This window comes from Pseudomonas sp. AK-TSAG1-1, assembly GCF_056821665.1.
Map to the genome: position 1 here is coordinate 3,533,227 of NZ_CM165965.1, position 13,242 is coordinate 3,546,468.

At 62.4% G+C, this 13,242-nt stretch carries 11 protein-coding genes; 8 read left to right on the forward strand and 3 right to left on the reverse strand.

Features of this window, described 5'->3' with window-relative positions; translation table 11 throughout:
* Positions 1-2: 2 nt before the first annotated feature.
* From AC1UK9_RS15570 to AC1UK9_RS15590, 5 genes are read left to right on the forward strand one after another with little or no spacing between them, the layout of a single operon-like run.
* On the forward strand, positions 3-365 hold the full coding sequence (locus AC1UK9_RS15570; protein ID WP_025112567.1) for an STAS domain-containing protein: 363 nt from the start codon (positions 3-5) through the stop codon (positions 363-365).
* A complete protein-coding gene (locus AC1UK9_RS15575) occupies positions 362-766 on the forward strand; it encodes an anti-sigma regulatory factor (protein ID WP_025112568.1) in 405 nt (134 codons plus the stop codon). Before AC1UK9_RS15570 ends, AC1UK9_RS15575 begins: the two co-directional genes overlap by 4 nt.
* Positions 763-1,773 (forward strand): ATP-binding protein, encoded by a 1,011-nt coding sequence (locus tag AC1UK9_RS15580; RefSeq protein WP_473016003.1) that lies wholly within the window; start codon positions 763-765, stop codon positions 1,771-1,773. The genes AC1UK9_RS15575 and AC1UK9_RS15580 overlap by 4 nt, the downstream gene beginning before the upstream one ends.
* Positions 1,766-2,641, forward strand: a complete 876-nt coding sequence (locus AC1UK9_RS15585; RefSeq protein WP_025112570.1) for a sensor histidine kinase — start codon at positions 1,766-1,768, stop codon at positions 2,639-2,641. The genes AC1UK9_RS15580 and AC1UK9_RS15585 overlap by 8 nt, the downstream gene beginning before the upstream one ends.
* A complete protein-coding gene (locus AC1UK9_RS15590) occupies positions 2,631-4,574 on the forward strand; it encodes a response regulator (protein WP_025112571.1) in 1,944 nt (647 codons plus the stop codon). The genes AC1UK9_RS15585 and AC1UK9_RS15590 overlap by 11 nt, the downstream gene beginning before the upstream one ends.
* A gap of 94 nt (positions 4,575-4,668) precedes the next feature.
* On the opposite strand, the gene AC1UK9_RS15595 is transcribed toward AC1UK9_RS15590, so the two are convergent.
* The 3 genes from AC1UK9_RS15595 to AC1UK9_RS15605 all read right to left on the reverse strand — a co-directional run bounded on the left by AC1UK9_RS15595 (position 4,669) and on the right by AC1UK9_RS15605 (position 10,305).
* A complete protein-coding gene (locus tag AC1UK9_RS15595) occupies positions 4,669-7,302 on the reverse strand; it encodes an excinuclease ABC subunit UvrA (protein ID WP_482577898.1) in 2,634 nt (877 codons plus the stop codon).
* Positions 7,303-7,369: 67 nt separating this feature from the next.
* Positions 7,370-9,481: a hybrid sensor histidine kinase/response regulator gene (locus AC1UK9_RS15600; protein WP_482577899.1), complete on the reverse strand. Its 2,112-nt coding sequence runs from the start codon at positions 9,479-9,481 to the stop codon at positions 7,370-7,372.
* Between the two features lie 134 nt (positions 9,482-9,615).
* Positions 9,616-10,305: a GntR family transcriptional regulator gene (locus AC1UK9_RS15605; protein ID WP_007969663.1), complete on the reverse strand. Its 690-nt coding sequence runs from the start codon at positions 10,303-10,305 to the stop codon at positions 9,616-9,618.
* Between the two features lie 140 nt (positions 10,306-10,445).
* On the opposite strand from AC1UK9_RS15605, the gene AC1UK9_RS15610 reads away from it, so the two are divergent.
* Genes AC1UK9_RS15610 through AC1UK9_RS15620 form a run of 3 tightly spaced genes read left to right on the forward strand, consistent with a single transcriptional unit; the run spans position 10,446 to position 13,235 of the window.
* Positions 10,446-11,531 carry an ABC transporter ATP-binding protein gene (locus AC1UK9_RS15610; protein WP_482577900.1) on the forward strand — a complete coding sequence of 362 codons (1,086 nt, stop codon included), beginning with the start codon at positions 10,446-10,448 and terminating at the stop codon, positions 11,529-11,531.
* A 1-nt stretch (position 11,532) separates the two neighbouring features.
* On the forward strand, positions 11,533-12,450 hold the full coding sequence (locus tag AC1UK9_RS15615; RefSeq protein ID WP_025112575.1) for an ABC transporter permease: 918 nt from the start codon (positions 11,533-11,535) through the stop codon (positions 12,448-12,450).
* Positions 12,447-13,235: an ABC transporter permease gene (locus AC1UK9_RS15620; RefSeq protein WP_482577902.1), complete on the forward strand. Its 789-nt coding sequence runs from the start codon at positions 12,447-12,449 to the stop codon at positions 13,233-13,235. Before AC1UK9_RS15615 ends, AC1UK9_RS15620 begins: the two co-directional genes overlap by 4 nt.
* The last annotated feature ends 7 nt before the right edge of the window (positions 13,236-13,242 follow it).

Sequence of the window (13,242 nt, forward strand, 5' to 3'; positions counted from 1 at the left end):
CGATGGAACGTATCCCGATCCTACAAATGGGCGATTTTCTGCTCGTCACCATCCAGGTCGACATGCATGACCAATTGGCCCTGACCCTGCAGGACGATTTGTCCGAGCGCATCAGCAAGACATCGGCGCGCGGGGTGTTGATCGACATCTCGGCGCTGGACATGGTCGATTCGTTCATCGGCCGGATGATCGGCACCATCTCCGGCCTGTCGAAAATCATGGACGCCGAAACCATGCTGGTGGGCATGCAACCGGCGGTGGCGATCACCCTGGTCGAGCTTGGCCTGACGCTGCCGGGCGTCAGTACCGCGCTGAACGTCGAGCGCGGGATGAAACTGCTGCAGGAACGAGTACGCCAACAATGACCGTGCGCAGTAGCGGTACTCAACCGATCAACATCGAGCAGGACGTGGTGCTCGCCCGGCAGACGGCGCGCAAACTGGCCACCGAATGCGGCATGCGCCTGATCGACCTGACCAAACTGGTGACCGCCGTCAGCGAGCTGGCGCGCAACACCATGGTCTATGGCGGTGGCGGCGACATGGACTGGCAGATCCTCGACGAGAACAGCAAGACCGGCCTGCGCCTGACCTTCCGCGACGAAGGCCCGGGCATCGCCGACCTCAAACTGGCGATGACCGACGGCTGGACCTCCGGCAGCGGCCTGGGGCTGGGGCTGACCGGCGCCAAGCGACTGGTCGATGAATTTGAACTGGACACCGAGCCCGGCAAGGGCACTCGTATAACGATTACCCGATGGACATGAATATCAGCGGGTCGCTGACCCAGGTCTTGCTGATTGAAGACAGCAGCCAGATCGGCCACGCACGGCGTACTGCGCAACGGCTTGCCGAGCAACAGGGTTTCGATGAGACCGATGCCGGACGCGTGGCACTGGTCGCCACCGAGCTGGCGAGCAACGTACTCAAGCACGCCAGTCGCGGCGAATTTCACCTGCGGCTGTTGCCACGGGCCAACGGGTCTGGCATCGAGATGCTCGCGGTCGATCGTGCTCAGGGTTTCGACCTGGACGCCTGCCTCACCGATGGTTTTTCCACCGGCGGTACCCAAGGCATCGGTCTTGGCGCCGTGGCACGCCAGACCGAAGTGTTCGACGTGCACGCCGATGCCCGTGGCGCGGTGCTGCTGGCGCGTTTGTACCCACGTGGCGACCGGCAGCCCGACTTGCGTTACGGCGTCAGCCAGCACTCGTTGCACAACGATCCGGCCTGCGGTGACACCTGGCATCTGGCGTACAACGGCGCCAACGTCAGTGCACTGCTGATCGACGGTCTCGGCCACGGCGAGGATGCCGAACGCGCGGCCAGGGCGGGCGAACGGGCCTTCGCCCGGACCCCGTTCGCCAGTCCGGTGCTGCTGATGGAGGATATGCACCGCGACATGATCGGCACCCGCGGCGGCGCGGCAGCCTTTGCGCAGTTCCATGCTGCTCGCGACGGCCTGACCTTTACCGGCGTCGGCAACATCGGCGCCAGCCTGATCGCCCCCGACAAATCGCGGGGCCTGGCCTCGCACCCGGGCATCGTCGGCGGCCAATACCGAAAAGCCCAGCCCTTTGACTATGCTCACGTGAACGGACATCTATTGATCATGTACAGCGACGGCTTGCAGTCCCGTTGGAATCTTCAAGACTACCCCGGTCTGGTGCACCGCCATCCCGCCGTGATAGCCAGCGTCCTGCACCGCGACTTCTGTCGCGGGCGCGACGATGTAACGGTGCTGGTCGTTGCCCTGGAGGCCGTCCATGGCTGAGTCGCCAACAATCAATCCCGCCGAGCAGGCCGCACTGATCGCCCAGTTGCAGAGCGAGACTGCAGCCCTGCGCGAGGAGCTCGACGAGACCAACCAGGGTGTGCTTGCGCTCTACGCCGAACTCGACACCCAGGCGGAAGAGCTGAGGCAGGCTTCGGACCTGAAAAGCCGCTTTCTGTCGTACATGAGCCACGAATTCCGCACCCCGCTGGGTTCGATCCTGAGCATCAACAGCCTGCTGGCTGATGAGCTCGACGGCCCGCTGAGTCCCGAGCAACACAAACAGGTGGCGTTCGTCAGCAACGCCGCCCGCGAACTCAGCGACATGGTCGATGATTTGCTCGATCTGGCGAAAATCGAAGCCGGGCGGATCACCATCTCCCCAGCGTGGTTCGACATGTTCGACCTGTTTTCCGCGCTGCGCGGCATGTTCCGGCCAATCGTCGATGCGTCGGCGGTGGACCTGATCTTCGAAGAGCCGGTCGGCCTGCCGCGCCTGTACACCGACGACAAAAAACTCGCGCAGATCCTGCGCAACTTCATTTCCAACTCGCTGAAGTTCACAACCCGAGGCGAAGTGCGAATCTCGGCGCGCTTGGAGGGGCTGGATCGCGTGCGCTTCGCCGTCAGCGACACCGGAATCGGTATCGCGCCAGAGCTACATGGCGCATTGTTCGAGGACTTCTCCCAGGTTGACTCGCCGTTGCAGAAACGCCTGCGCGGCACCGGTCTCGGCCTGTCGCTGTGCAAGCGCTTTGCTGCGCTGCTCGGTGGCGAAGTCGGGATGGACAGTACACCCGGGGTCGGCTCGACCTTTTTCGTGATCATTCCACTGGCGCTCGCCCTGGAGAACGTCGATGAAACGTGACATCCGTCTGTTGATCGTCGACGACAACGTTGCCACCCGCTACGCCTTGCGCCGGCGCTTGGAGCGCCATGGCTACGAAGTGCTGGAGGCCGGCACCGGCAGCGAGGGCCTGGCGCTGATCGAGAGCGAACTGCTTGATGCGCTGATTCTCGACGTCAATCTGCCGGACATGAGCGGTTTCGACATCGTGCGCATTCTGCGCGCCGACGTACGCACCGCGTTGTTGCCGGTGATTCACGTGTCTGCCGCCTCGATCCAGACCGGGGACATCATCACGGGTCTCGACGCCGGTGCCGACGCCTACCTGATACACCCGGTGGACGCGGACGTACTGCTGGCGACGCTGCGCACCCTGCTGCGCGTGCGCGACACGGAAAATGCGCTGCGTGAGAGCGAGGCACGTTTCCGCGAGATTTTCGTCAACGTCTCGGCGCCGATCGCAGTGCTGGATGCCAACCTCAAAGTGCATGAGTGCAACCACGCCTTCGCGCAGCTGATCCAGGACAACCGGACCCCGGAAACCCTCAGCGAATGCTTTGACGACAACCAGGGCGCGATCCTCAACGAGCTGCGCTTGCGTCTGGTCGATGGCGAGCGCTGGAAAGGCACGCTGAACATGCGCGTGCAGGGTGAGATCCGCGAAACCGAGTGGCAGATTTCACCGTATCGCACGCCGCAGTCAAGCCTGGTGTTCGTCGAAGACGTCACCGAACACCGCCACCGCGAGCGCTCGCACCTGGCCCGGCTGGACGACACCACCACGCAACTGGCCAAGGAAGTCGCCGAACGCGTGCGCGCCGAGTCGCAGCTGCTGCAAGTGCAGAAGATGGACGCGCTGGGCAAGCTCACCGGCGGCATTGCCCACGACTTCAACAACCTGCTGACCGGCATCATCACCAGTCTCGAACTGATTCAGAAACGCATGGCCGATGCGCGGCCGGACAAGGTGCAGTTCTACGCCGAAGCGGCGTTGAATTCAGCCATGAGTGCGGCCGCCCTCACCCATCGCCTGCTGGCCTTCGCCCGTCAGCAGCCGCTGGATACGCGGCCGGTGGACATCAACGAGCATGTGCGCTCGCTGGAAGAATTACTGGTACGCACCATCGGTGAGCGCATTACCCTCAAACTCGAACTGACCAACAAGCCGGCGATTGCGTTGGTCGACCCGGTGCAACTGGAAAGCGCGGTACTGAACCTGGTGATCAATGCCCGGGACGCATTGCCCAAGGGCGGCAATATCTGGGTCAACACCTACGCGGCGTACTCCCATGGCGATCCGAACCTGGCTGACGGTGCGTATGTCGCACTGTCGGTACGCGACGACGGCACCGGCATCGAGCACAACGTGATCGACAAGGTATTCGATCCGTTCTTCACCACCAAACCCTTGGGCCAAGGGACCGGGCTGGGGTTGTCGACGATCTACGGCTTCGCTCGTCAGTCCGGTGGCGATGCACATATCCGCAGCGTCGCACGGCGCGGTACGGAAGTGACCATCATGCTGCCGGCCAGCAGCGATCCGACGGGGGTTGATGTCGCACCGCCGGTTGTTGACCCGCAAGGCGCCGGTGAGCATGTGCTGATTGTCGAGGACATGCCGTCGGTGCGCATGTTTGTCACCGAGGTGCTGGAGGACGCGGGTTATCGTTGCACCCAGGCGGCGGATATCGAAACTGCGCTGGAACGTTTGCAGAATGATCCGACGATCAACCTGCTGCTGACCGATGTCGGCCTGCCACGCATGAGTGGGCGCGAGCTGGCAGACGTGGCGCGGGGCTGGCGTGATGGTTTGCCGATTCTGTTCATGACCGGTTACGCCGAAACCGCGATCAATCGCCAGGTGTTTCTGGGCAGCGGCATGGAAATGCTGGTCAAGCCATTCCAGATCAGCGAACTGCTGGACAAGGTCCGGCGCACGCTTGATGGCACCTGACAACCGTCATCGCGAGCAGGCTGGCTCCCACAGGTAGACGCACACCCCCTGTAGGAGCGAGCCTGCTCGCGAAGGGGCCGGCGCGGTAACGCGGTTATTGGCTCAAGGCCCGCGCCAGAAACGGCGCAGTCCGGCTCTTCTTGCTCGCCGCGACTTTCTGCGGCGTGCCGGCCGCGACAATCCTGCCGCCCTGATCCCCGGCCCCCGGGCCAATGTCGATCACCCAGTCGCTCTGCGCCACCACGCGCATTTCATGCTCGACCACGATCACCGTGTGGCCCGCCGTGACCAGATTATCCAGTTGCTCCAACAGCCGGTCGACGTCTCGCGGGTGCAACCCGGTGGTCGGTTCGTCCAGCACGTACAGGGTCGCGCCGCGTTGATTGCGTTGCAGCTCGGTGGCCAGTTTGATTCGCTGCGCCTCGCCACCGGACAGCTCGGTGGCGGGTTGCCCGAGCCTTAAATAACCCAGGCCGATGTCACGCAGCACCTCCAGCGAACGGCGAATCCCCGGCTGTTCGGCGAACACCTCAACCGCCTCATCCACCGTCAGTTGCAACACCTGCGCAATGCTCAAGCCTTGCCACAAAATCGCCAAAGTCTGCGGGTTGTATCGCGCGCCATGGCAAGTCGGGCACGGCGCGTACACGCTGGGCATGAACAGCAATTCAACACTGACAAATCCCTCGCCTTCGCAGGTCGGACAACGGCCCTTGGCGACGTTGAAGGAAAACTGCCCGGCGTCGTACCCAGCCGCCCGCGCCTGAGGGGTGGCGGCGAACAGTTTGCGCACGTTGTCGAACAGCCCGGTATAGGTCGCCAGGTTCGAACGCGGCGTGCGGCCAATCGGTTTCTGATCGACCTGCACCAGCCGCTTGATCGACTCCAGCCCCGCCGTCACCTGGCCGCTGCTGACCTGCGGCGCGTCATCTTCAAGGCTGAGTTCTTCTGGCTCCGGTTCAACCACTGGACGCCCCAACTGCGCGCCCACCAGCTCCAGCAGCGCCTGACTGACCAGGCTCGACTTGCCGGAGCCGGAAACACCGGTCACCGAGGTGAAGCAGCCCAAGGGAAATTCGGCGCTGAGGTGGTTCAGGTTGTTGCGAGTGATGCCCTCGAGTTTCAGCCAGCCGTGCGCCTTGCGCGCGGTGCGCGAAGTGCCTTGGGTTTCGGCAAACAGATAAGCGCGGGTCTGCGATTCATCGATCTCGGCCAGCCCCGCCGGCGGACCGCTGTACAACACCCGACCGCCCTTCTCGCCCGCCGCCGGCCCGACATCGATCAGCCAGTCGGCACGGCGCATGGTCTCCAGATCATGCTCGACCACAAACAGCGTATTGCCGTCAGCCTTCAACCGCTGCAAAGCCTCGAACAGCGCCTCGCCATCCGCCGGATGCAGGCCGGCGGACGGTTCGTCGAGCACGTAGATCACGCCGAACAGTTGCGAGCCCAGTTGCGTCGCCAGACGCAATCGCTGCAGCTCGCCGGAAGACAGCGTCGGGGTGCTGCGCTCCAGTGCCAGATAACCGAGGCCCAGGTCGGTCAGGGTGCTGACCCGTTCCAGCAGATCCTCGGCAATGCGCTGCGCTGCCAGACGTTTTTCCAGCGACAGGTTCGGCGTATGGCGCACATCCGGCGCGCTGGCGTGGCCGCTGGCACCGTGGGCCACCCGTTGCTGACGGGCCTCGCGGGTTTGCGCATGGCTCAGGGTTTCGCCAGTTTCTTCGGCGTGTTCCAGATACGTGGCCGCGGCCACGGGCTTCAATACTTCGGCCACTTGCAGCAACGGCATCTGCGACAGCTCTCCGATGTCGTAACCGGCGAACGTCACCGATAACGCCTCGCGCTTGAGGCGCTTGCCGTCACATAACGGGCACGGGCTGCCGAGCATGAACTGCGAAACACGCTTCTTCATCAAGGCGCTTTGCGAATGGGTGAACGTGTGCAGGATGTAGCGTCGAGCCCCCGTGAAAGTGCCTTGGTAACTCGGTTCCAGTTTGCGCTTGAGGGCGACCCGGGTTTCTTCCGGTGTCAGCCCGGCATACACCGGCACGGTCGGGGTTTCTTCGGTGAACAGGATCCAGTCGCGCTGTTTTTTCGGCAGCTTCTTCCAGGGAATATCGACGTCGATGCCCATGGTCACCAGAATATCGCGCAGGTTCTGCCCCTGCCACGCCAGTGGCCAGGACGCCACGGCGCGCTGGCGAATGGTCAGATTCGGATCGGGCACCATCAGCGCCTCGGTCACCTCATAGACCCGTCCCAGGCCGTGGCACTCAGGGCAGGCGCCTTGCGGCGTGTTCGGCGAGAAGTCCTCGGCGTACAGCATCGCCTGCCCCGGCGGATAACTGCCGGCGCGCGAATAAAGCATGCGGATCAGGCTCGACAATGTGGTCACGCTGCCCACCGAAGAACGCGTGCTCGGCGTGCCACGCTGCTGTTGCAGGGCCACGGCGGGCGGCAGACCTTCGATGGAGTCGACATCCGGCACGCCAACCTGATCGATCAGCCGCCGCGCATACGGCGCCACGGATTCGAAGTAACGTCGTTGAGCCTCGGCGTACAAGGTCGAGAACGCCAGCGACGACTTGCCCGAACCGGACACCCCGGTGAACACCACCAGCGCATCGCGAGGAATGTCGACGTCGACGTTCTTCAGATTGTGTTCGCGGGCGCCACGCACCCGAACCATGCCGGCGGGTGCTCTGGAGGTGCGTTTGGCAGTCATTGGCGGGCCTTGTCAGAAATTGGAGACACCACCTCGGTCATCCTGAAGACCTCAGTGGCGAAAGTGATCAGGCGCACAGCACCGACCGAATCATCTGCAACAATGCCTGCGGACTGTACGGTTTGCCCAACAAGTGCGTGTCCGGGCTCAACTGGTGGTTGCGCGAGATGATGTCGCGGGTGTGGCCGGAGGTGAACAGCACGGCCACCGCTGGGGTCTGGACCTTGGCCCATGCCGCCAGATCCGAACTTTTGATCAACCCCGGCATGACCACATCGGTAAAAATCAGATCCACTTTCGTGCCTTCCAGCAGTATCTGCATCGCCGCGTCGCCATTGCCGGCGGTCAGCACGCGGTAGCCCTCTTCGCGCAGCAACTCCACCGCCGAGGCTCGCACCGCCTCGTTGTCCTCGACCACCAGAATGGTTTCGTGGCCGCCACCCAGCTGCTTGCCGACACTCGGTGGCTGCGCGAGAACCGGGCGCAGGCTGCGCGGAAAGTACAACTGCACACGCGTGCCTTCGCCCACGATGCTGTCGATCTCGACATGCCCGCCGCTTTGCTTGACGAAGCCGAACACCATGCTCAAACCGAGCCCGGTGCCTCGGCCGTCAGCCTTGGTGGTAAAAAATGGTTCGAACACCTGCTCAAGCATTTGCGGCGCAATGCCGGTGCCGGTATCGCTGACCATCACTCGCACGAAATCGCCGGCGACGATGCCTTTGCCCGCACAAAAGCTGCTGTCCAGTTGAGTATTGAGGGCGCTCAGGACAATGGTGCCCTCACCCTTCATCGCATCCCGGGCGTTGATCGCCAGGTTGAGAATGGCGTTTTCCAGTTGGTTGCGGTCGACATTGATGTGCCACGGCTCTGGCGGCAGTTGCACGTCGATCTGAATGGTTTCGCCCAGCGCGCGCTGCAGCAGCTCACCGACGCCATCGAAGATCTGCCGCGGATCGCACACCGCCGGTGACAACGGCTGACGGCGGGCGAAGGCGAGCAATTGCGACGACAGCTTGGCGCCACGTTCAACCGCTGCCAGCGAGGCGCTGACCCGGCGTTGCACGTTGGCATTGCCCGGTTCATGCCGCGCCAGCAAATGCAGATTGCCGGCGATCACCTGCAGCAGGTTGTTGAAGTCGTGGGCTACGCCGCCAGTGAGTCCGCCGATGGCTTCGAGCTTCTGCGACTGGCGCAATTGCTCTTCAGCGGCCAGCCGCGCCCCCACTTCATCGGCCACCCGTTGTTCAAGATTGCGGGTGAATTTGAGCAAGGATTCTTCGGCGTTCTTGCGTTCATGGATGTCAATCAACACCCCGGGGAAACGAAACGGCGCACCGTGTTCATCGAACTCGCACGCGCCACTGGCGAGAACCCACAGATAACTGCCGTCCGCGCGCAACACGCGATATTCGGCGTTGTATGGTTCGCCGGTCTGCACGCAACGGGCGACCCGTTCCTGCACCCAGGCGAAGTCATCAGGGTGGATGCGCGACTCGGCGATTTCTTGCGCCAGATTGCTCAGGTCCTGATCCGGCGGATACGAAAACGTCCGGGCAAAACGCTCGTCCGCCGACAGCACATTGTTCTTCACGTCCCAGACAAACGAACCGAGCAAGGCCCCGGCATTCAGCGCCAGACGCACGCGCTCGTTATCGGCGCGGTAGGCGTTCTCGGCTGCCTGACGCAGGCGCTCGGAGCGCATGAACTCGGTGGTCTCGACCACCATTGCCATCACCCCGGCAGGTACGCCTTCATCGTTGGCCACCGGGCTGTAATACAAATCCATCCAGACGTCTTCAGGCACGCCGTCGCGCAGCAGCACCAGTTCCTTGTTGCGGTAGGACAAGGTGCCGCCCGCCAGGCAGGTGTCGACCACGTGCCGGTTGAATTCGGCGACTTCCGGCCAGCCCAGCTCTACCGGCACCCCCAGCAGATACGGGTGGCGGCCACCGGCAAACTGCGAATAGGCGTCGTTGTAGATCATGTACCCGGCGCGCCCCCAGAGCATGACCATCGGCAACGGTGAAGCCAGCATCAATTGCACGGCGCTACACAGGCTGGCAGGCCAGGTGTCGAGTGGGCCGAGCTCGGTCTGGCGCCAGTCGAACGCGCAAATGCGCCCGGCCATCTCGCCTTTCCAGCCGTCACAACCGTGGCTATCGGATAAAAACTGCATCGATTGACTCGGTGTCCTGTGGTGTTTGCCCGATACATCGCGACGCCAAAACGCCGCGACGCCCGTCTGTTTCGAGCGCCGCCGGCCGCATTGGTTTCATAAGAGGTATAGCCGATTTCACATCTGGTTCGGGTTTAAACGCCGATCAGGTGTTTGAGCGGATGGTAGCCAGTTTTCATCTTCGCCGCGACGTCCAGAATCGCCTTTTCGATGCCGTTCAAATGCATGCAGGTCAACTCGATGGCAGCGCTCTGGTTACCCGCTTCGATGTACTCGATCAGCCGCAGATGCTCGTCGTCGCGGCAGGCTTCGTGGCTGTCGTCATCCAGCGCGGCGGCGTACAGCGAGGCGCGGGAAATCAGCTTCTGGAACCAGTCGAGCAGTACCGGATTGTTCAGGCTGCGCGCCAGTTTGATGTGGAACTCGCCGAGCAGGTGGATCAGCCGCTCGTGGTCGCCCGCCGCGTGGGCCTCATCTTCCAGCAGCAGATGCTCACGCAGGTCCTGCATCGCGGCGGTGTCCTTGCGCCGACACAGTTCCGTGACGATGCCGATCTCGATCAGCCGCCGTGTTTCGAACAGTGAACGAATCTCTTCGTTGCTCGGCAGCGACACCGACGCACCTTTATTGGGCTCGGTGGTGACCAGTCCGTCGGCCTCCAATTGCTTGAGCGCAGCGCGCACCGACGTGCGGCTGACATTGAACAGTTCGGCCAGCGAGGCCTCGCCCAGCTTCATCCCCGGACGCAGCGAACGCTTGCTGATCGCCTCGTAAACCCCTTGGTAGACGCGGTCGACCGTGGTTTCCAGTTTCTTCTCGGTCATTGGAACACTCCTTTGGCGTCGGCAACCGGCCCCTGGCGATGGCTAGCCATGGAAAAAAGGGGGTTGCACACGCAGATTAATCCGGGTATTTCTAAATTGCATTCAGATATTGCATACAATAATTAGAGGATTGCACCATTATGGGTCAACCAATAGCAATTGAAGTGCGTAACGTCTCCAAACGGTACTCTGATGACCCTGGCCTCGCGCCGGCCCTCGACAATGTTTCGGTCAATATTGCCTACAACGAATTCTTCACCCTGCTCGGCCCTTCCGGCTGCGGCAAAACCACCCTTCTGCGCACCATTGCCGGTTTCGAGCACGTCAGCGAAGGCGAGATTCGCCTGGCCGGGGAGCCGGTCAATGACTTGCCGCCATTCAAGCGCCGGGTCAACACGGTGTTCCAGAGTTATGCGCTGTTTCCGCACATGAGTGTGGCGCAGAATATCGCCTTCGGCCTCGAGATGCAGGGTCTGGAGCGCAAGTTGATTCCAGATCGGCTCGACGAGATGCTCGCGTTGGTGCAAATGGAGCATCTGGCAGGACGCAAACCGGCCGAACTGTCCGGCGGTCAGCAGCAGCGCGTGGCTCTGGCCCGGGCACTGGCGCCGAAACCGAAAGTCTTGCTGCTGGATGAACCGCTGTCGGCGCTGGACTTGAAGCTGCGCAAGGAAATGCAGGTCGAACTCAAGCGCGTGCAGAAAGAGGCCGGGATCACCTTCATTTTCGTCACCCACGATCAGGAAGAAGCCCTGACCCTGTCCGATCGCATCGCGGTGATGTCCGCCGGCAAGATCCTGCAGATCGGCACCCCGACCGACATCTACGAACACCCGAAGCACCGTTTCGTCGCGCAGTTCATTGGCGACATCAACTTCCTCCCCGGCCAGCTCAAGCACGGCGCGCACAACGAAAAGCTCTTCGTGCCCAACGGCATGCCGGTGGAGATTGCCTGCCAGCCACAAGGTTTCGACGGCGGCAGCGTGCAACTGGCGTTCCGTCCTGAGCGTTCGCAACTGGTCGAGGCCAGCGAGCCGCATCATCTGCGCGGGGTGATCGAAGCGGTGCTCTACGTTGGCACCGCCACGCTCTATCAGTGCCGGTTGAACAACGACATCAAAGTCATGCTGCGCGAAAACAACGAAGGCCTGAACCGTGGCCGTGCCGTGGGCGAACGCGTTGCCGTGCACCTGCCACCCCACGCCTGTCTGTTGATGGAGGCCTGAGATGAGCGTCAGCAGCACTTCCCCCGCTCTGAACCGGGCGCTGTTGCTCAGCCCGGTGGTGTTGACCCTGCTCGCTCTGATCGCCATCCCGTTGGGCATCATGGGCTACATCAGCCTGCTGCCGCGCAACACCTACGGCGGCGTCGACTGGCAGGCGCAATGGCAACTGCACAGTTACGTGCAGCTGTTTTTCCAGGAAGGTTTCGACGGCGAACTGGAACTGAACTGGGTCTACGCTCAGGCGCTATTGCGCTCGGTGTTGCAGGCCGGCGGCACCACGGTGTTGTGTTTCCTGTTCGGCTTTCCGGTGGCGCTGTGGATGTCGAGCCTGACCCCGCGCCGACGCAACCTGATGGTACTGCTCATCACCATACCGTTCTGGACCAACCTGCTGATCCGCAATTACGCGTGGCTGATCATCCTCCGCGAACAGGGCTGGGTCGCCCAAAGCCTCAACGCGCTACTCCCCAGTGCCGGCGGCATCACCCTGCTCTACAACGACTTCGCTGTCAGCGTCGGGCTGGTCTACAGCTTTCTGCCGTTCATGATTTTGCCGATCTATTCGACCCTGGAAAAACTCGACTGGCGTCTGGTGGAGGCCGCATACGACCTCGGTGCGAATCGCTGGCACGCGCTGCGCCGGATCATCCTGCCGCTGTCGATGCCCGGGGTGATTGCCGGCGCGCTACTGGTGTTCGTGCCGAGCCTCGGCGCATTCATCACCCCGGCGATTCTCGGTGGCGGCAAGACGCTGATGATCGGCAATCTGATCCAGCAGCAGTTCGGCACCGCACGCAACTGGCCGCTGGGCAGTTCGCTGTCGTTCCTGTTGCTGGGGATCCTGCTGGTGTCGCTGGTGCTCTACGCCCTCTACAGCCGCAGCGCGGCGAAAACCCTTAACCGGGGAGCGAAAGCATGATCTCTCTGCACCTGAAAAAACTTCCGGCGACCCGGGAAATCAGCCTGCTGATCCTCGCCTATCTGTACCTGCCGATCCTCGTGCTGATCGTCTACAGCTTCAACGCCAACCGCTCGGCGACGGTGTGGACGGAGTTCTCCTTCGCCTGGTACGGACGGATTCTGGCCAACCCGTCGATCCAGACCGCAGCGCTGAACTCGATCATTGTCGCGACCATCGCCACGGTCTGCGCCACAGTGATTGCGCTGCTCGCGGCGCTGGCCACGTACCGACCGTTCTACGGACAGAAAATGGTCGAGGGCGGGATCAATCTGCCGCTGATCCTGCCGGAGATCGTCACCGCCGTGGCGACGTTACTGCTGTTCATGGCGCTGGGCATCAAGCTCGGTTTGCTCACGGTGATCGTCGCGCACATCGGTTTTTGCATTCCCTTCGCCTACCTGCCGATCCGTGCCCGCCTCAACGACCTGGACAAGAGCCTGCTGGAGGCGGCCAACGATCTGTACGCCAATCCGTGGCAGGTGTTCCGCCGCGTGACGCTGCCGTTGCTGTGGCCGGCGGTGCTGTCCGGCTCAGTGCTGGCGTTCGTGGTCAGCCTCGACGATTTCATCATGACGTTCTTCGTCGCAGGACCTGGTTCGACCACGTTGCCGGTGTATATCTTCTCGGCGATCAAGGCCGGGGTGACCCCGGAGATCAACGCAATCTCGACCCTGATGCTGGTGATTTCCATCGTTCTGGTGGTGCTGGCCTTCTGGCTGGGCCAACGCGGTAAACAACCATAAATCTGGA

What these genes read in the sequence shown, in the direction of transcription:
- AC1UK9_RS15570 (WP_025112567.1), top strand. Translation starts at nt 3, where the DNA reads ATGGAACGTATCCCGATCCTACAAATGGGCGATTTTCTGCTCGTCACC.
- AC1UK9_RS15575 (WP_025112568.1), top strand. Translation starts at nt 362, where the DNA reads ATGACCGTGCGCAGTAGCGGTACTCAACCGATCAACATCGAGCAGGAC.
- AC1UK9_RS15580 (WP_473016003.1), top strand. Translation starts at nt 763, where the DNA reads ATGAATATCAGCGGGTCGCTGACCCAGGTCTTGCTGATTGAAGACAGC.
- AC1UK9_RS15585 (WP_025112570.1), top strand. Translation starts at nt 1,766, where the DNA reads ATGGCTGAGTCGCCAACAATCAATCCCGCCGAGCAGGCCGCACTGATC.
- AC1UK9_RS15590 (WP_025112571.1), top strand. Translation starts at nt 2,631, where the DNA reads ATGAAACGTGACATCCGTCTGTTGATCGTCGACGACAACGTTGCCACC.
- AC1UK9_RS15595 (WP_482577898.1), bottom strand. Translation starts at nt 7,302, where the DNA reads ATGACTGCCAAACGCACCTCCAGAGCACCCGCCGGCATGGTTCGGGTG.
- AC1UK9_RS15600 (WP_482577899.1), bottom strand. Translation starts at nt 9,481, where the DNA reads ATGCAGTTTTTATCCGATAGCCACGGTTGTGACGGCTGGAAAGGCGAG.
- AC1UK9_RS15605 (WP_007969663.1), bottom strand. Translation starts at nt 10,305, where the DNA reads ATGACCGAGAAGAAACTGGAAACCACGGTCGACCGCGTCTACCAAGGG.
- AC1UK9_RS15610 (WP_482577900.1), top strand. Translation starts at nt 10,446, where the DNA reads ATGGGTCAACCAATAGCAATTGAAGTGCGTAACGTCTCCAAACGGTAC.
- AC1UK9_RS15615 (WP_025112575.1), top strand. Translation starts at nt 11,533, where the DNA reads ATGAGCGTCAGCAGCACTTCCCCCGCTCTGAACCGGGCGCTGTTGCTC.
- AC1UK9_RS15620 (WP_482577902.1), top strand. Translation starts at nt 12,447, where the DNA reads ATGATCTCTCTGCACCTGAAAAAACTTCCGGCGACCCGGGAAATCAGC.